Raw genomic sequence first — 18649 nt, 5'->3', positions numbered from 1 at the left:
CGTAGTGAGGACTTTAGTCCTTCTATGGATGCGGACTAAAGTCCTAACTACGAACCAGTTTTTGTTAAGGTTCGTAGTGAGGACTTTAGTCCTTCTTTTCCTGAGGACTAAAGTCCTCACTACGAACCAGTTTTTGTTAAGGTTCGTAGTGAGGACTTTAGTCCTTCTTTTCCTGAGGACTAAAGTCCTCACTACGAACCAGTTTTTGTTAAGGTTCGTAGTGAGGACTTCAGTCCTTCTATGGATGCGGACTAAAGTCCTCACTACGAACAGTTTTTGTTAAGGTTCGTAGTGAGGACTTTAGTCCTTCTTTTCCTGAGGACTAAAGTCCTCACTACGAACCAGTTTTTGTTAAGGTTCGTAGTGAGGACTTCAGTCCTTCTATGGATGCGGACTAAAGTCCTCACTACGAACAGTTTTTGTTAAGGTTCGTAGTGAGGACTTTAGTCCTTCTTCTCCTGAGGACTAAAGTCCTAACTACGAACCAGTTTTTGTTAAGGTTCGTAGTGAGGACTTTAGTCCTTCTTTTCCTGAGGACTAAAGTCCTAACTACGAACCAGTTTTTGTTAAGGTTCGTAGTGAGGACTTTAGTCCTTCTTTTCCTGAGGACTAAAGTCCTAACTACGAACCAGTTTTTGTTCGTGCGGACACGATTGAAAATCCGCCCCGCTGCAAATCCTAGATTTTCAGCACGCCTTCGGGATTCACCGTCAAGAGCGATCGCCTCTGCAAACCCTCCTGGTATAAAATAGCATTAGCTGCCAACAAACCGCTGCTCACCGCCCTTTCCATTAAACCGCAAGGAAAAGGCATTTTTACCCAATCTCCCGCAAACAACAGATTGGGAACAGCGCAGCAAGTCTCCGGCCTTTCCGCATAACTACCGGGCGGATAGCCCGAGAAATTCTTTTGATTTACTAACTCCCGGTGCAGCAGAGTTGCTGCTTTTAATTCCGGTACAATTTCATACAATTCTTGCTCAAAAGTAGCCAGCAAAACTTCCTGGTTGGGGAATTCCTTCTCCTTGTAACAATAAGCGTGCAATTCCACTATACTGCCGCCAGTTTTCTGATGCCACTCGATGAACTGATCCTGAATTTTATGGTAAAGTGTGATGCTATCAGTCAGTTTGTAGCCCGAGAGCGAACTGAAATTGCTGTGCTCCCAGGGAAAATCGCGATCGAACCAAAAACGGCCAACCGCAAACGGATCTGCTATTTTCAATTCCTCAATTCGGCTGTGCACCTGCGGATTCACCTCACCGCTGGCCAAACTAAACAAATGCTGCATCCCCGGAACATCCGCCGCAAATACATAATAATCAGCCTTCAATGTTTCCCCCACATTCTGCGGTTGCGACTTATTCAAAGCTGCGGCTAACTGTATCTCATCGGATTTTTTCTCCACTACTTTAAAGCGAGGCAAATCCCGCTGAGCAGGCCCGCTCACAACTCGCCCATCAGCATCAAAAACTGCCCCGTGACAAGGACAGTGAAATTGACCGTCATTTTGTTTCTGAACCGTGCAGCCTTGGTGAGTACAGCTCAGAGAAATTGCCTCTTTTCCTCCAGGTGCGGCGGCAAACACGCTGTCGCCAGCGCCGAAATATTCCGTAGAGTTGCTGTCAGTTAATAGCGTATTTCGCTTCACCCAAAAAGGTACTTTACTTTGCACTTCTCCCGACTGATAAGTCAAAGAATCAATCTGACCGTTTTGCCAGTGAATTCCACTAACTGCGACATCTGTCAATACTTTGCCACCTTTACTTTCAATGGATCTGGCAATCGGCTGCACTAAAGAAGTGCCCATATCTTGCCGCGTGCCGTTGAAGGCCAAACCTTCGGGATTTCCGAAAAAGTAAAAGTGGAAGAATTGCATTAATTCCCCCACGCTCAATTCGTCGGGAGCGTTGAGGCTGGACTTGGCAAAAGGCAGAAAATACAAGTCGTAAAGTCCGCGCGGGAATTCACCTTTTACCCAGTCGGCAACTGATATGTTGTCGAGGCGAGCAAAACTTTGTTGAGTTTGAAAACCGCCGATTTCCCGAAAAACTTGCCAGTGAGCGGGTTTTGTTAGATTGATTCCCCACTTGAGCCGGTTGGGAGAAGATATCCCCAAATCAACTATATTCCAGGGGAAAGCTGAATGGTTTGGACGGAAAACTTCTGGTTTGTATTTGCCGTCTCGAAACACAACGGCGTAGGATTCTAAAGATACAAAGTTATCGGTAATTTCTAGTTCTTTGACCACACTTTTGAGGTTGTAGTATTGGGGGAAAAAACCGTGAAAACCGTGTTCCATCATAAAGGTTTCGTTCCCGACTTTTATCGGCCAACTAGCAATTTTACCGCCGAGTTGGGGCGATTTGTCCAACAGCGTCACGGCGAAACCCCGCTGACTCAGTTCGTAAGCACAGGCGAGCCCTGCTAAGCCTGCACCGACAACTGCAACGGTTTTGGGTTTATTCAGCATTCGTGGCAAGTCAAGAGTATCTTGCACGAAAACGGCGGGTTCGGGCTTGGACAATCGAGAGTAGCCCAGCAGCCCGCCTGCGGCACCGACTCCGAGGAATTTGAGGGCGGTTCGTCGAGAAACTGGTGGAGATAGCGGTGGATTGGTTGATTCACTCATAAAGCTGGTGCAAACAAATAGGTCGTCCGATTTTCGATTTCAGGTTTTAGATTTTAGAGGCGATTGGCTAATGTTTCCGGGGACTTGTACCTAAAAACATCTCAAATCGGCGGTTGTCTCTAAAATTCTTCTGCGATGGGATATGTGCTATCAGCCATACATCATAAGACCTAAGACACGATACTGGCAGAAATACTCAGACACATTACTGAGATGTAGTGAGTCGATCGCGCGATCGCAAATTAATCTATCTCAGGTATGATGTTTCCAGGGCTATTGTAAAGTAATGTTACGCCCGCTACACCCAAACCCAACCGTACAATCTATCACCTAAAATTCATAGACTTAAACCAGTGACAGTTAAACTATTGTTGAAATTGCGCCGCCGAGAGTTTCTGAAAGCTTTCTCACTTGGCTTAGCCGCCCCTTTTTTGTATAACAGCGCAGCACATTCTCAAGATTATTCAAATATCGCAAAAAGTGCTATCGGCACCAATCTCACAGCCCGAGAAAACCAAAAATCCGGAACCCCAGACTGGGAGTTAGAAAATCCTGCTACGAAGCGAGAAATCGAAGGTTACGCCTCTCTGACCAGCGTCAATCTCGGCGGCGAAATTAAGTTATTTGTTAACACTAAAGAACCGAATTATAGCATAGAAATATTCCGCACCGGATGGTATAATGGACTCGGCGGTCGCCGGATGAATGACCCAATTGTGCGGAAGGGAATCAAACAGCCTCCGCCGAGAGAAGATGAAGCATCGGGACTGATAGAATGCGATTGGAAAGACCCGTATATTTTGCAAATTCCCGATCGCCCTTCGGACTGGACGAGCGGCATTTATTTAGCGAAACTCACCGCCAGTATCAGCGGGAAACAAAGTTATATTATCTTTGTAGTGCGGGATGACGATCGCAAATCCGACATTTTATTTCAATCCAGCGTTACCACTTTCCAAGCGTACAACAATTGGGGCTACAAATCCCTTTACCGCTGGAACAGCGTGGCAAAACAGGCTTACAAGGTTTCGTTTAATCGGCCCTACGCCATGAGTCCCAACCGCAAAGCAGCTTACGGCGTAGGTGCGGGGGAATTTCTGACAAATTTTCAGCCAAAAAGGAGAACTTCAAACGCTGGTTGGGAATACAATATGGTCAGGTGGCTGGAAAAAGAAGGCTACGATGTTACCTATGCCACCAACATTGACACGCATTTTAACTCCCGGTTGCTGTTGTCTCACAAAGCATTTTTGTCCGTCGGTCACGACGAATACTGGTCGCGAGATATGCGGGAAAATATAGAAGCAGCTAGAGATGAAGGCGTCAGCATCGGATTTTTTGGTTCCAATATTTGCTATTGGCAGATCCGCCTAGAACCCAGCCGAATTACTGGGGAAGTAAACCGAACTGTGGTTGCTTATAAAGAAATGGCAGATTTAGACCCTATGGGCGCATTACCAAAAGAATTAGGCGCCGTTAATTCGATAGTAGAAATAGCTAATATTGGGGAATTAAACTCTGGAATAGAGCAACCAGATAGCCTTGAAATAGCAACAAAGTACAATAAATCTCCAGCACTTCATTCTTTAGTAACAACTCGTTGGAGAGATCGCTCTATCGGAAGTCCAGAAGATGCTTTGATAGGTGTTATGTATGAGACATTTCAAGTTAACTCTGATATTGCGATCGATAAAAATGCCCCGGATTGGCTGCTGGAAAAAACTCAGTTAAAACAGGGCGACAAGTTACCGGGACTGTTGGGTTATGAAGTCGATCGAATGTTTGGCAATGCCCCGAAAAATATAGTTCGGGTCGGGCATTCTCCATACCCTCACGGCGGCGGGACTCGCTATGCTGACATGACGGTTTATACAGCAGATTCGGGGGCGAAAGTATTCGCGACTGGTTCGATGCAGTGGGCGTGGGGATTAGACGATTACAATGCGCCGCAGTTGCGATCGCCAGTTTTAAATGCCGGAGCTCAGCAAATAACGCGAAACGTTTTAGCAAAGCTGTTAAATTCAGCCAAAAAGTAAATTATGTAATAACTATCCTCTATCTCCATAAGCCGCAAGGTAAAGGGAAGCAGAGCCTCCGAATCTGCATTACTAGGCAGAGCCTGGTAACGAGCAACGAGCAAACATTGCTTAAGTTATTAAATTGTTATTCCTAATCAAGGTACGTAGTTGGGATGAGAGCCCTCTTTCGAGATATACATGAAGAGGGCTCGCATCCCAACTACGTACCTAATTTTTAGGATGACAATAAAACCATCCTGCTTCTTAACGGGGATGCGAGGCGGAGATCCGAGTATAAGAGTGTTAATTGATACTCCCCAGGGCTAAAGCCACGGGGATTATTGAATGAATCGGAAAACTCTCAAAGGCGTTATCAAATCACCTCTATTCGCTCAAAACAACTACCCGTACAAAAGGTATTGCAATTGCGCTTACTTGCAATTGTGTTTGCTTGTCAGTATCCATCACATTTGCCAGATAGGTACGCTTCACATTCTGCCATTACTTGTCAGTTATACAGGCTTACTACATGAATGGTAGTGGGGGCTGCGCTGCGCCGGGATTTCTCCGATACAAGACAAGTTTTAACACGTAGATAGGTTTTTTACTTACAATCTAATTATAACAAATCTTTAGATCCATTATGTAAATAAATATTAAAGGCGGTTGAAACCGCCGCCGACTTCCGAATCATGTCTAAAGCCAGGGGCACGGGAGGCTGGTTCTTCGGTCAAAAAAAGCTGTAGGGTGCGGACTACGTACCCTACAACCTATATGTAACAGGTTAAACAATAAATAGATGTAGAGGAGGTTTTACTGATTGTTAGATTTGCCGTCAAACACCTCTCTGAGTAACGTCAATCCTGCTAAAACGCTCTCCATCTGCTCCTGAGACAAATCCTCGAACATTGGCGAAATATTGCTACAGGTGAGCGCTTGAATTTCTTCGAGCCTCCCACGACCAGTTTCTGTCAGTTTCAGCACCACCGCTCGCCGTTCCTGAGGATGTTCTTTGCGGTCTACAAATTTTTCCTGAACCAAGCGCTCGCAAATTGCAGAAGCAGTCGGTCGAGTTACCCCCAAATAATCTGCTAACTTGGATAAAGAAGAACCTGGATAGCGGTAAAGAAACATAAGACTGCGAAACTGAGATATCGATAAAAAGGGTTCTCCTTGATTTCGCATTTGGGCTCGAAGCGACCCCACAATCAGCGGAATGATTTCCACTACTGCCGCAGCGCAGCTATCGGGGGTTATTCCTGTAGAGGATTTTTCCAAATTCATCTTTCTTCCCCCTGAAAAATCTCCACCATTGCTGTACTCGGCAAGGTGGCGTGAGCAAAAGGGATGCTCGGTTGGTGCAGCATACAAATCAAATTTCATGTTTGAGTAAAAAAACCTTTGCGTCAACAGAGGCTTTCTGTGAAGCTCCTGCACTTGCTCGGAGGGTGCTTCAGTGACTTATTTAGGTTTTTAGTTCACTTTTCCCAGGGGGGTGCAAGTAAGTATAGGCGACTCGGGCATTTAATTATGGACGCTCGATCGCTAATTTGCTTTATAGACAGTACAGGTATTCGCTCTGCACCGCAATTGCAGTAATACTAACTGTTAGCTATTCTAACGGTTTAGAATTAATTTGTTTGGCTAAATTTGTCAATTTATATGAAAATCGTGTGTAAATTTGGAAATTCAATCTATTTATCAATCCCTGACTTGAATTTACTGCAATTAACTGCCGCGCGCTGCTATTTTCATTGAGGGAGCTGGAAATGTTGTTTTTAATTTGGCATCGATTCTGTTTGGGTTGTCGATAGCTAACATTGGCGATCGACCGCATAGTGTAAGATTATTTATCTAATTAAGTATTATTACATATAAATTAGATAAGCTGAGTTATATATATCACAGTTAGTTGCTCGATTGGAAAAAGTACCATAAATTTTGGAATTTTTAACCGCCGATGGCTAGCGGGCGACAGGCCATTGCCACAATTAACAAAGATGAGTATAAAAAGTGAGAAAGTTGGTTTGATTAGTAGCCTTAACACTATTTTCGTAATCCGTACAAGTACCTATCAGATCGAAAATTGTTGGTGCGATCGCAAATCAAGTCAACAGCAAAGGAATGAGAATTAAATAACTTATTGATAGTTCTTGTGGGATGGGCGTCCCGCCCGTCCAGAAAGGATGGGCGTCCCGTCCATCCAACTTTCAAGAGTGTAAATTATTTACTTTGGGATCCAAAACTGAAATATACCGCCGCCAACTTGTCGCCACCCAAAATATCGACTTAGCCGAACTCTACCACGAGGCTTGCCATACTTTGCTCCCAGTGATAGCGCTAGTTAAATTTGATGCAACTTAATTTACAACCTAAAGACATAGGACATAAAAAGCAATTATTGAAAAATTTACCCACACTGAAATCGCCGCATAGGGGTTGAGCATTTTAGGGTATGTATCGGATCTGACTGATGCTTTGAACAATTCACCAATGTTGAATGGCAGTTTAGCCACCCCCAAAACTTGCAGTTCGATGCCGAAAACAGCAGTCTGGCACTACGTTTGACGTGCTTGTTGACACCAATCCACGCCGGGGATTGCGCCGTGGCGTTGCTTAATCAAGGTATGAAAATCGATAACTTGAAAACTCAGCTATATTGATTGACTCGCTTGTTTCATTTTTTCATATTCAGTCGTTCATACCATTGCAGCAGCAACGCCTGCACCGTAAAGCAGAAGCTGTGGTTCAGTTGACTGTTGACTGTTGACTGTTGACTGTTGACTGCTTGAGGGTGACCTCTACCCTTAAGTCCGAGGATTGGACTAATGAATAGTCTGATTTTAATTTCTCCCGGGCGGGCGGGCTTTCAACCAATTCTTTCTGGTAAGTCCTGGCCCAGTACCTCGATCGCCCCTGCACGCCGATATTCCTGCGATCTCTGCGTGAAGCCTTCTCAAATCGTAGCTATCCGGTAGGGAATCCCCTATTTACTGTCAACTTTTGTAAAGTTTCGGCAACTTTTGCATAAAACTTGGCCAGGGTGCCTGAGATCAAGACAGGGGAAGCGCGCAGGGTGAGAGTTCGATCTCAAGCCCGAATTTCCGCTGCTTCAGGTTCAAATGTATTGATTGTTACATTTATTTTTGGGTTGGAATCTTTAAGAATATGCCACAGGATTCGATCGAGGGTGTTGAAATCAAGGCGGGATTTGCGATTGCAGGGGAATCAATTCCCGCTATTTCTCAAAATAAGCTGCCGTTGTAATTGCTCAACTAGAGTGTCGGTACAAATGTTGGGCTTGAATCCTTTGGACGGTGGAGTGCTGGAATTTTTGCTAGTTTTTTTGGGAGATGGCTCTGGCTCGGGTTTTGGTTCGTAGGTGTCTAATATTGCGCTGAGTTTTTGGATTTTCTCCCATAGCTCTACTATCAAGGCTTCTTTTTCCTCGCTCGATAGTTGTTTTAAGTCGGGGGAGTTTTTCCATTCCTTTATCTAATGTCTATCTTGTCTTCTTGTTAAAGGGGTTGAGCAATTACCTTATTGGTTCTTTTGCATGATTTAGAAGGGTCGAGTCCACCAGGTTTGGTATGAGAATCGGGAGGTGTGTTAGGTGTTTTTGATACTTTCGATCCGGCCCCTGGTTTCGTGTTTTTGTCTGGTGGTGTGATTGGTGTTTTTATATCCGGCTTTCTCTGGGGTTTGGCGTTTTGTGCGATCGCAATTCGATGATTTTTGACCAAATTATTCTCTACTACAGTAGCTGGATGTGCCGGATTTGCCAGCGCTGACGCAGAATCGATCGCCAAAATTAAACCCAAAACTAACTGCAATGGCATTTTACACATAAAAGCCCTCTTCTCTCCCAGTTTCTCTGAGTTCGGAATTTGCTTGTATAGAAGCGGTTTCAACCGCCGAGGCTTCGTTTGTGCGATCGTCAAATCCGAGATTTCAACCGCCGAGGCTAATTAAGATCGATCGTACACAAACAAGATACCACCCGTCGCAACTAAAGCCAAAACCGCCGGAACCAAAGGCATCCAGCCACCGAAAGTTAAAATTACCAAAGAACCTTGGTACAGCACAAAAATCATACCACCGCTAGCGATCGCCAACACCAAGAGCGATCGACCCCGCCAAGCCAACAACCCGCCCATCACAGCCACCAACCACACAAAAACAGCATCTCCCCACTGTATCCCTTGCAATTGCGGCAAAACCCACAATAGCGGCCTTTTATCAATCGCAGCGCTGAGGATTTGACTAACCATGTGAGCATGAATCCAAACTCCCGGCATTTTACCGTAAGGAGTATCAGATTCCTCCCTCGAAACTTGCGAAGTGTGGCCGATTAAGACAATTTTACCCTTAACTAAATCAGAGTTTATTTTCCCTTCTAATACTTCTTGAAGTGTCACTTTAAAAGCTGGTTTCGGGTTGGCGCGGTAGTTGAGCAATATTTGACTCACTAGCGCCTTTAAATCTTGATAACCTCCTGTACGAATAGCCAATCTTTTAAATGTAATATCAGCGATTCGCCACTCGTGATTGTCACTTATCTGTGATTTTATTCCTTGATTTTCCAAAAAACGCAAAGCTAACAGAAAGTTGAAGCTATTAGAAATTTTACAATTATTAGTAAAAGTAGAAAGATTTGGTTCATAGGAAAGAGATTGACGGCGAATACTGCTACCTTTTTCATGGCGCAATTCATCCGGAGTTAAATCGCTAAAACCCAGTTGATTGGTTAATTTAGCCTTCGACAATTCTGGCGGCGGATCGTAATTTTTATCGGTGGAACCATAGCTGCATACAGTAATAATATTAGGATTGCTATCAAACAGAGAAATTAAGTTTTTTCGTCCTGGCTCCCTTGGCGAATTGCGGTGCATATTCAAACCAATTGCTACAGGTTGAAACTGCTGCAAATTGTCGATCGCCTTTGCTAAAGTAGCATCATTTTGAGGATAGCCGTAATTCTCGGCATCATTGTCTGTCACTTCCACAACCAACAACCGATTGTCGATTAATTCAGGTTGGCGCTGGCTCATTAGTCGATCGAGCATTGACAGTTCCAGCGCCTCGATAACCCCCATAGAGCGGGTTCCCATCACAGCCAGGGTACAGCCCGCACTCGCCAAAATCACCGACTTCAAGCGCGAAAAACCCTCAACCGGTCGTCTTTTCCCAGACGTGGGAAGCAAAGTCAAATCCGGGGCCACAGCAGGCAAATCCGGCGCCAGCAAAAAATCGTTCCAAACCGCAGGCTTCGCTGCCGGATGCTGCCAAATTACAGGCAACCAACTAGCACAAGGAAATTCCTTTTCCCAAGTCTCCAACCGCCGCCGCGCTTCCCCCGCTGCTGCATACAAAGACTTGCCATTCACAAACTCTTTAAGAAAACATTTTAAAAATTCTTGAGCCACAAAATCCGGCACAAACTCCCGCATTAAAATCATTTGCGGAATCATCTGAAAATCATCTAAATTTCTAGCCAAACCCAACCCATCGCAACAGTTAAAAATAGCCAGTTGCAAACCATTTTTTACCGCTTTCCTCAAGCCGCACCATAACTCATTAATTGTTAAAAAATCTGTTTGATTGATATATATTTTTCCAATATCCTCCTCAGTTTCCCCATGTCCTGCAAAAAATATAATATCCCAAGATTGCTCCCAAAGTTCGTCGTTGATTTCTTCCTGTTTCGGTTCCACTAGAAACCTCACATCAGCATTGGAAGACAAATTCTCCAAAATTTTCCTATCTTGCGTGATATCAATCCCAGCGCTGTTTCCCAGAATTGCTAAAATCCTTACCTTAGACTTGCGGATAGGTTGTCCGGGATTTTCCAGTGTTACATAGTTTAATTTACTCAGCGAAGGTTCGGCTTTCGGAAATCTTTCAAACAAATCCCACTGATTCCAAGGCAGTTTGTGCAAGTGTTTGTCATTTGTGCAAATCAGCACCCTTGCCTCTTCATCTGGATTTAAATTGTCCCCAATTATTCTATCTACCCTAGCAAACTCAGGAGACTTCAGCCAATCATTCAGCATCAACGCAAGTTTTTTCCCAGACTCTTTGCAATCATTCACAGGACTTCTTGCGTTAATCTTTTTCGGTTTTATCCGACGAAAAGACAATCCTTTAGCCACCGTCGATTTCACAGCGGTATTTTTTTTGGCATCTTTGTGCAAAAAAGGGTAAATTAAATGCACTAAATTTTCCTGGTGGTGCCGGGAATTTGTTCCCATAGCTCGATATTTTTCCAGCCAATGTTCTTCTTCAAAAGCGGCTATTTGCGGGTTGGCTGGCAATCTGTTACTTTCCGTAAAGTCCGTAGATGGAAATTGATTGTTTTTCCCAATTTTTACGGTGCAACGAAAACCTTCTTCGCAATCTCCATCTAATTTCAAAACAATTAACTTATCCATAATTCACACCCCCGTCTTGATAAGTGACAATTAGATCAAAAAATTTTCAGTCACGCTGAAATCGCCCAAAGCCAACTTGACGCTAAAATGCTCTCCCGGTTCTCCACTTAACTCAAAGAGCAAATTTTCCGTTTTATTTGCTCTAGCTTGCATCAGAGGTTCACCTTCATCATCCAGCACCATCAACTGCAAATCGTTGGGCAAGTTAGTTTGACCGTTTGTGGGATAAACCTCTACCGAAATATCGATATCTGGTTCGTCGGTTGTCATCAATTCCACAAATAAAGCTACTTGCTCTTTCCCCCACTCTAAGTTGAGTAATTTGCCTCGCTTGACTGGTACGCGTACATCTGCTGAAGCGCTTTTTTCGACAACTTGGGGACTTCGGAAAGCAAACTGCAATTCTGGTTTTGACTCGAACAGCGTTTGGGCTGTATGCCAACCGCTACCGACAATATTGTGCAACCACTGACTGAGATTTACAGGCTTGATCTCGTCTAAGTATTCTAGCAGGTTGTCGATCGACTCCAACTCGCTCAGAGGAACTTTTTCTCGATCGCCATTTTTGACAAATCCCAGCAACTTCACCTCTTCGACAGATTGGCCGATCTCTACAGCAACATAACCGATTCTGTCCGATCGCACTTCTGCCGGAATCGATACACATTCTTCACCAGGGCTTACCCAACGGCATTCCAGCTTGCCAATACCTTTGACATCCAAATCCGCAATATCCATGAATTTCTGGATCGCAGGATTCCAAATATTGCTGGCGTCCAAATCAGTGTCTATTTCCATGCACTGAAAGTACAAATCGACTGCGTGCACCGCCAAAGCATTGAGATAAACCTGTTTGGCTTTCCCCCGGTCACTTTGTTGCTGTGCAAGGGTTTGAGCGCTGCGGTAGGCTGCTGGGGCGATCGGTATTGTCAAAACTAAATCAACTTCTGTGTTATTCATGATCCATCTCTATTTTTGGGTTTTGAATGTCCTACAAGTATTCTCGAAATCTGGGCGTGAATTTCTCCAAAGACCTCTGGTAAAAACTGCTCAAACTTGAAATACTTACTCCTAACTCTTCGGAGATTTGCTGCAAGCTTGCATCTTCTATCACTCTCTTGACCAGCAACAATTTAAAGTTGACGTGGGCGTGCTTTCTCATCACTTCGTTTTGAAAAATATCGCCCGGATCTTCTTCAATCATCTCGATGAGACCTGCTGCGATTGGACAAGATTTATGTTCTGCCTGCTGCTTTTCCATTTGATTGAAAACGGGTTCCATATCTCCGTAGTATACAGTTGGCAAATCTTTCCTACCTATAACTTTAGGGGTGGTTTCTTGAAAACATTTAACTATCAAGAAGTTTACCCACTGGCTGACCTCTTTTTCAGGTCGGTAGTTGTGAATTTCCCGGGAAATGCGAAACATCAGTTCCTGTTTGGCTTCCAGCAAAATTTCCTGATAAATTGCGTAGGAAAAATCCTTATTCTGCGGACAGTTAATGATTTTATATTTTTCAATTTCCATCACTAATCTAGTCACAGCTTTCTGTCGCCCTAAAGTTTTAGGCTGGTGATTTTGGGCAGCTATAGCTAGCTGTTTCAGCCGATTGTCAATGTCATCCTTAGTAGGCATCTCTTGTTCCAAGGTTACTCAGAAAAATAGTCTCCAACCAGCTATGCAGGCCGCCGGGGTTGAGCGAATGCTCCGAGAGCGACTGGTGCGCCCGCTGTCGGAGCCGCCATATCCCCTGCAATGCCTTCTATTTGCCTATCTGTCGGGATCTACGATTTTTATGCAAAACTTCTGCATAATTTACAAAACTTTACATAATTCACGAATTTCTGGGCCCAGGGGCGGTTGTTGGTGCGCCAGGAATCAGGCGTTGCGAGCTGTTGGGGCGATCGCAAATGTTTGACGTTTGTGTGGAATGCTATAATCGCGATCGCCAACAGAGTTAATTATTTACAGGAAGCGCGATCGACAACCGAGCAGGGCGATCGTACTCCAAACCAACGGTTTTTACTATCCAGAGTGGTGCAGCAGTCAAATAAGCCGTTATTATTGTTTCAAAAAATTCGATTTTAACCATCATTCCCAATTCTTTAATCGCAAATCGAAAATGGTATAAACGCCCCAAAATCATGCACTACCAATCCCAGCAGCACCGTCAAAAACACGCAACTCAGAAAAAAATCAAAAGAGCTATTTTTTACTGTTTGACAGCCATACTTTTCTGCTGGAGCACCGCGAACCTCGCTACAATTGCCCAAAAGCCAGACCCCGGTGGGCTTCAAGGCTCAGAAATGAGAAATATTCTCGATCGCGGAAACCTCACCGAAGCCGTCACCAGAATCGAAAAAGACTGGGAAGAAGACTATCAAACATACTTTGAACAAAACTTTACCGCCCGCGAAAAAACCGCCGAATCAATATCAAAAACTCTTTCCCGCCTAGCAGTTCAAACCAAGAAAAAACCAGCTTTAATTTACGCCATCCCGCGCACAGACCAACTAGAACTAATCTTAATATTGCCCGATCGCCCGCCAATTAACCGCAGCATCCCCTCAGCCAAAAAAGACAAACTGGTGCCAGTAGTCCAAGAATTGACCAGCGAAATCACCAAAGTAGCACAAATTAATACTACCAGCTATCTAGAATCAGCTCAACAACTTTATCAATGGATAATTGTACCGCTAGAAACCGACTTAAAAATAGCAAAAATTGACACCTTACTGTTCTGCGTCGGCGAAGGTTTGCGAACCGTACCCCTAGCAGCAATGCACGACGGCCAGCAATTTTTGGTCGAAAAATACAGTATGTCGCGAATTCCGGCATTCAAGCTGACAGACATCAATTATACGGATCTCAGAAACTCTCACGTCTTAGCAATGGGAGCAGAAAATTTCTCAGAAACCGCAAACAAAGAACCGCTACCGGCTGTTCCATTAGAATTAAGTGCGATCGCCCGACAGTGGCCAGGTCAATCCTTTATCAACGAAGATTTTACCATCGTTAACTTGCAATCGCAGCGACTGCAACAAAGATACGGCATCATCCACCTCGCGACTCACGCGGAATTCCGCCCCGGAAGCCCAGATAACTCCTACATTCAATTTTGGGATAACCAACTCAGATTATCTCAAATGAGAGATTTGAAATGGAACAATCCGCCACTGGAACTGTTAGTATTGAGCGCCTGTAGAACTGCTTCCGGAGACAAAGAAGCAGAACTCGGATTTGGCGGCTTAGCGTTGCAATCGGGAGCAAAATCTGCCCTCGCCAGTTTGTGGTATGTGTCAGATGCGGGGACTCTGGCGCTGATGACAGAGTTTTACCAGCAGTTAAAAATCAGCAAACCTCAAAATCCTCCAATCATTAAAGCTGAAGCTCTCAGACAAGCACAAATTGCTGCGATCAAAGGTAAAGTCACCATAGAAAATGGGCAACTGCGAAGTTCTAGGGGGGAAACTCCGTTGCCGCCGTCTATCCCCAAACTTGAGAGCAAAAATTTATCGCATCCTTATTATTGGGCCGCATTTAGTGCGATCGGCAGTCCTTGGTAATTGTGGGGAAAAACAGGCAAGATGTCTGTTTTACAATTGGAAATCTCTAGGGAAACTGTATTGCCGTGTCCGGCGCGGGACTCTACGGATCGCGATCGTCCCGGATCGCGCTTCACCCGAAAGACCGCCAGGGACTCAAGTCCCTGTCTAATAGCGAAAGTCCTCTGAAGAGGACTGATGAGTTCTTCAGTCCTCTTCAGAGGACTTTTGCTTTGAGGCAGGGGTTTAAACCCCTGCCGGACTGCGGGTTTAACGCGATTGTTGACACGACCAAAGACCAAGCCTAAGTCCGGCGCGGGACTCTACGGATCAACAGCTTAGGAATGAGAATTAAATAACTTACAATTTTTATGCTTGTGGGATGGGCGTCCCGCCCGTCCAGAAAGAGCCGCCGAGCGTCCCGCCCACCCCACAAACTTCTGTAAATTATTTAATTCGCGATCCTTATCACCTCGAAGGCCCGCCCATTTCTAGACTTTGGATCGACGAATCAGGACACTAATCACTTGTCCGGGTTTTGGCCCTCGCTGCAACTTACTCCAATCGCCGACGGCTGCAAAGCCCAGCCGGTATAAGGTGTGGATGGTTTCTAACACGGCTTTGTGGGAACCGACAACGGTTATCTGCAAGACTTCCTGTTCCGACTCACAGTCGTCATTTGGACAGTCGGACAAGTTATCGTCAGGCAAAAATTCCTGTGACATAATTATGGTCTCCTAGTTTTTGGTTTTTCTGGTCAGGAAAACCCAAAAACCCAGCCGCCCCGCACGGTAACGCAAAGCAGGGCGGCTACAGAGAATGTTATTCTCGATTAGCCTCCAGACTGCTCGTATCAGTTTGGCGGTTAGCTGTCCTTAGCTGCTGGTAACAGCTTTGGGCGAAGCGAAGCGGAGGGAGTGCAACTAGATTTTCGGGCCACTCTGGCTGCTTCCTCTTCGAGCAAAGCAACCTTAATTTCACAGCGTAGCGGCTTGTGGGGCCGCCGTCAATGGATTTTAGATTTTAGATTTTGGATTGGGTTGGTAAGTCGATCGCTCTACAAGAGCGATAATTGTACGCAACGATAGTTCTAAGAAAACGGCAAGGCCCTTTCCGCTGCGGGATTCTGCCGATCGAGCCTCTCGATCGAAACAGATGATACGCTATAAAACATAAAGTAATTAAATATCTTTAGCTGTCGCTCAACCAACCACCACCAACCTGTGACAAATCGAGCGGGAACCTTCAAGGGGAAACAAAACATGAAAAAATTAGAATTTTTACTACAGAAAGAGGGCGATCGCGCCTGGTTGCCCCTAGAAACCCCCGACGTGGAAATTCTAGAAGGCAAATATCGCGTCGTGGCGCGCATTCAGCACCCCAACACCGACATCGAAATTCGCATCATCCATACATCCTTCGACGAAACTGCCCCCCAGCGGAAAGTCCAAAGCAGATCTGCCCGCACCAACCCCGAAGGATTAGTCGTGATCATTCCCTACACCCGTCTCAAACCGGGAATGTGGGAACTCTCGTGCTTGCCAGATCCCAACTCAGCACCAGCAAAATCTTGGCAGTACGGCGTGCAATTAGAAGTATTGCCCGCAGAATCGGAAACTTCCGAACCCCTACCCGCGATCGACTCCTCCGAAGCCGCCGCTTCCCCCTCAGCCTCACAAAACACAGCAGCAGTCGATCGGACACCAACCCAAATCCCAGCCCCACCTCCACCTCCACCACAGCCGACCAAAATCTACCAATTTCCACTTCCCCAAACCGCTCAGCCGCCGCAACCCCCAGCCAAACTCGAACTGGAACTCGTGCTCGATCGAGAAACCTTCGTCACCCAACTCGGCCGCCCCTTAATCATTTCCGGCAAAATCGACATTCCCCAACCACCTCAAAAAACCAAAAGAACACCACCTCCCATCCCAGAATCCCAACTTCTAGAACTCCAAAAACTCATCGGTTCAGCACAACTGCAAATTTACCTGCGAGATCCCCAAACCTCACAAATACTCGCCCAAATCGAGCAGCCGATGCCAGAACAAGCTCCCCCCTGTATCTTTGCCTGCGTCACCTACATCCCAGCCGACTGCAAAAGTCGCCTAATTTTAGGAGAAGCAATTCTCAGCAGCGGCGGTGTAACTTTAGCCACCAAACTATTCACAATTACAGCCGGTTTAGAACACCTGCTAGAAGCAATTAAAGACGATTTCATCGAAGAAAAACATCAAGCCGAACCCTCTCCAACAGCAGTCAGACCACCTCGAAAAGAAGTACATCCATCCTTTCTCCGGGTAGCACAAAAAGCGTTAGATCTGCCATCTCCCTCAGAAGTCGCCATCAATGAATCTTTAAGCAATGAATCCCTACCCCCTCAACTAAATTCCCGCCAGACTCCCAGTGCCGGCGGCCTAGAATTGCCAGCATTCGGTAACAAACTGCCCGACAGCAGCCGATCGCAATTGCTCTCAGAAATCACCAATTCGTCTAGAACATCCGCCGGGGCGATCGACCAACCAACCAAACCCTCAGACATCGCAACTACCCCAGAAAAGGCCGAAGTTCGGGCGATCGACCAAAAACCCCAAAACACCCCCGAACCAGAAACACCAGCCCCAGAACCTACGCCACCCCCCTCACAAAAGGCATTTCAAACCTTAAACGTCCAAAATAGATTTTGGTCGCGACTGAGCTCCCTAGCCAGCACCGGCGAATCGCCAGAATGGCTGAAAGCAACCAGCCTGTCGCCAACTCCCAAAGCTGTCCCCAACACCAGCGACGCAATTACCGTCGTGGAAGAAAGCAGCCCAACTAAAGTGGAACCAGCCATCAGGGAAACCATTTCCCAACCGCAACCTACCGGCCCGGAAGCGAAAGAATTTGTGGTGTTTGACGAGCCCCCGCAGCCGAAACCAGTTGCCCAAAAAACCACCAAAGTAGAAGCAGAAGCAACTCCACCAACTCCCTACGTTTTGTCAGAAGACGAGTCAGTACCGATGCCCATCCTGGAATTGCCGCGCGCCCAAATCCTTGCAGGCCAGGCTGTAACAGTGAAAGTGCAACTGCCGGAATTAATGCCGCGGATTTATGTAAAAGTTTGGGTATTCGATCGGCAAACCTACCTAATTCTGGACGGGCCGCGCTGGATTACCGAATTTACAGCTACCGGGTTAGGAAATATGCGAGCAAGTATCGAGTTAGAGATTCCCTACGGCTGCATGGAAATTGAATTTGAGGCGATCGCCGTCGAAATGCAAACTCAGCGGGAAAGTCACAAAGTCAGCGTGCGCCGCCAAGTTTTACCGCCAGCCGCGCCCACTTTGCCCCTGGAAGGTTAAAGCGTGAAAGAAGTAAGTTCGGTAACGGGTTGATGCCCATACCTTATTGTTTGGGGTGAATAATATGGTAGTGCAGTAACCCGTATTTGCTGGGTTCGGTAAACTCTAAACAGGCTTTTCCGATGGGCGCTAGAGTTTAGTTATTAAATTACGATGTATCAAAATGACATCAATGCCTTCTGAAAATGATGTGTTAGAAACTAAAAAGAAACGCTTTAGGGTTTTGAATGCTATTTACGATTTGGCTGAACAAGATGAACAGAAACCTATAAGCACTTATGAAATCACAAACAAAACTGAAATACAAGGTCAGGAATTGTACCTGATTTTAAAGTTTTTAGTTAAGCAAAGTTTGATTAAACAGAAATCTTCTCTCGAATCTATGTATGGTATGTATGTAGGATCTGGTGTGATCTCAATTACAAATAAGGGCTTGTGTGAGTTAGAAAACGCTATCGAAAAACCTGATGAGCCGACTAAAAATTTCCCTGCTCATATTTATAATAGTTATACTACAATTAAAGGTGATAATTATGGTCATAATATAGCAGCAACGTATCCGCTCAATAATTCGGGGTAGGAGAGAAAAAAGTAAGCAGAGTAAAAAAAGTGTTATAAAATAGGATACATGACGCCAAAGACTATTTCACAAGACAAATCATCCTACAATATACTACTG

General features: G+C 45.4%; 15 protein-coding genes. 8 read left to right on the top strand and 7 right to left on the bottom strand.

The features are described 5' to 3' along the window. Positions 1 to 678: 678 nt before the first annotated feature. On the bottom strand, positions 679 to 2631 hold the full coding sequence (locus QZ938_RS06120) for an FAD-dependent oxidoreductase (protein WP_293349692.1): 1953 nt from the start codon (positions 2629 to 2631) through the stop codon (positions 679 to 681). Positions 2632 to 2984: 353 nt separating this feature from the next. On the opposite strand from QZ938_RS06120, the gene QZ938_RS06115 reads away from it, so the two are divergent. Continuing rightward, complete coding sequence (locus QZ938_RS06115; protein ID WP_293349689.1) at positions 2985 to 4667, top strand: N,N-dimethylformamidase beta subunit family domain-containing protein; 1683 nt, start codon at positions 2985 to 2987, stop codon at positions 4665 to 4667. Positions 4668 to 5462: 795 nt separating this feature from the next. On the opposite strand, the gene QZ938_RS06110 is transcribed toward QZ938_RS06115, so the two are convergent. Further along, positions 5463 to 6032 (bottom strand): MarR family winged helix-turn-helix transcriptional regulator, encoded by a 570-nt coding sequence (locus QZ938_RS06110; protein ID WP_293349686.1) that lies wholly within the window; start codon positions 6030 to 6032, stop codon positions 5463 to 5465. Between the two features lie 849 nt (positions 6033 to 6881). Between QZ938_RS06110 and QZ938_RS06105 the strand changes: the two genes are divergently transcribed. Both QZ938_RS06105 and QZ938_RS06100 read left to right on the top strand, forming a co-directional pair. Beyond that, positions 6882 to 7013: a hypothetical protein gene (locus tag QZ938_RS06105; protein WP_293151395.1), complete on the top strand. Its 132-nt coding sequence runs from the start codon at positions 6882 to 6884 to the stop codon at positions 7011 to 7013. A 464-nt stretch (positions 7014 to 7477) separates the two neighbouring features. Continuing rightward, on the top strand, positions 7478 to 7627 hold the full coding sequence (locus QZ938_RS06100; protein WP_293151393.1) for a hypothetical protein: 150 nt from the start codon (positions 7478 to 7480) through the stop codon (positions 7625 to 7627). A gap of 540 nt (positions 7628 to 8167) precedes the next feature. Here QZ938_RS06100 and QZ938_RS06095 read toward each other — a convergent pair. The 4 genes from QZ938_RS06095 to QZ938_RS06080 form a co-directional block, all read right to left on the bottom strand. Beyond that, a complete protein-coding gene (locus QZ938_RS06095) occupies positions 8168 to 8497 on the bottom strand; it encodes a hypothetical protein (protein ID WP_293151391.1) in 330 nt (109 codons plus the stop codon). Positions 8498 to 8617: 120 nt separating this feature from the next. Then, entirely contained in the window at positions 8618 to 11080 is a 2463-nt protein-coding gene (locus QZ938_RS06090) for a CHASE2 domain-containing protein (RefSeq protein ID WP_293349683.1), read from the bottom strand. A 30-nt stretch (positions 11081 to 11110) separates the two neighbouring features. Then, entirely contained in the window at positions 11111 to 12040 is a 930-nt protein-coding gene (locus tag QZ938_RS06085; protein ID WP_293349681.1) for a DUF1822 family protein, read from the bottom strand. 31 nt (positions 12041 to 12071) lie between these two features. Continuing rightward, complete coding sequence (locus QZ938_RS06080) at positions 12072 to 12716, bottom strand: hypothetical protein (RefSeq protein WP_293338027.1); 645 nt, start codon at positions 12714 to 12716, stop codon at positions 12072 to 12074. A 231-nt stretch (positions 12717 to 12947) separates the two neighbouring features. Here QZ938_RS06080 and QZ938_RS06075 point away from each other — a divergent pair, with 231 nt between their 5' ends. Together QZ938_RS06075 and QZ938_RS06070 are read left to right on the top strand one after the other, a co-directional pair. Next, the gene (locus QZ938_RS06075) at positions 12948 to 13169 is read left to right on the top strand and encodes a hypothetical protein (protein ID WP_293365391.1); all 222 of its coding nucleotides are present in this window, start codon (positions 12948 to 12950) and stop codon (positions 13167 to 13169) included. A gap of 56 nt (positions 13170 to 13225) precedes the next feature. Beyond that, entirely contained in the window at positions 13226 to 14647 is a 1422-nt protein-coding gene (locus tag QZ938_RS06070; RefSeq protein ID WP_293349675.1) for a CHAT domain-containing protein, read from the top strand. Between the two features lie 470 nt (positions 14648 to 15117). On the opposite strand, the gene QZ938_RS06065 is transcribed toward QZ938_RS06070, so the two are convergent. Further along, a complete protein-coding gene (locus QZ938_RS06065) occupies positions 15118 to 15351 on the bottom strand; it encodes a hypothetical protein (protein WP_293338019.1) in 234 nt (77 codons plus the stop codon). Positions 15352 to 15543: 192 nt separating this feature from the next. Here QZ938_RS06065 and QZ938_RS06060 point away from each other — a divergent pair, with 192 nt between their 5' ends. From QZ938_RS06060 to QZ938_RS06050, 3 genes are all read left to right on the top strand, one after another. Beyond that, a complete protein-coding gene (locus QZ938_RS06060) occupies positions 15544 to 15714 on the top strand; it encodes a hypothetical protein (protein WP_293338017.1) in 171 nt (56 codons plus the stop codon). 174 nt (positions 15715 to 15888) lie between these two features. Then, a complete protein-coding gene (locus QZ938_RS06055) occupies positions 15889 to 17970 on the top strand; it encodes a hypothetical protein (protein ID WP_293349673.1) in 2082 nt (693 codons plus the stop codon). A 172-nt stretch (positions 17971 to 18142) separates the two neighbouring features. Further along, the gene (locus QZ938_RS06050) at positions 18143 to 18550 is read left to right on the top strand and encodes a hypothetical protein (RefSeq protein WP_293349671.1); all 408 of its coding nucleotides are present in this window, start codon (positions 18143 to 18145) and stop codon (positions 18548 to 18550) included. Positions 18551 to 18649: the final 99 nt, after the last annotated feature.

Source organism: Microcoleus sp. CAWBG27, from assembly GCF_020883145.1.
In the GTDB taxonomy this organism is placed as follows: domain Bacteria; phylum Cyanobacteriota; class Cyanobacteriia; order Cyanobacteriales; family Microcoleaceae; genus Microcoleus.
The sequence above is the reverse complement of the archived record's forward strand: the minus strand, read 5'-3'. Positions and strand labels throughout refer to the sequence as shown.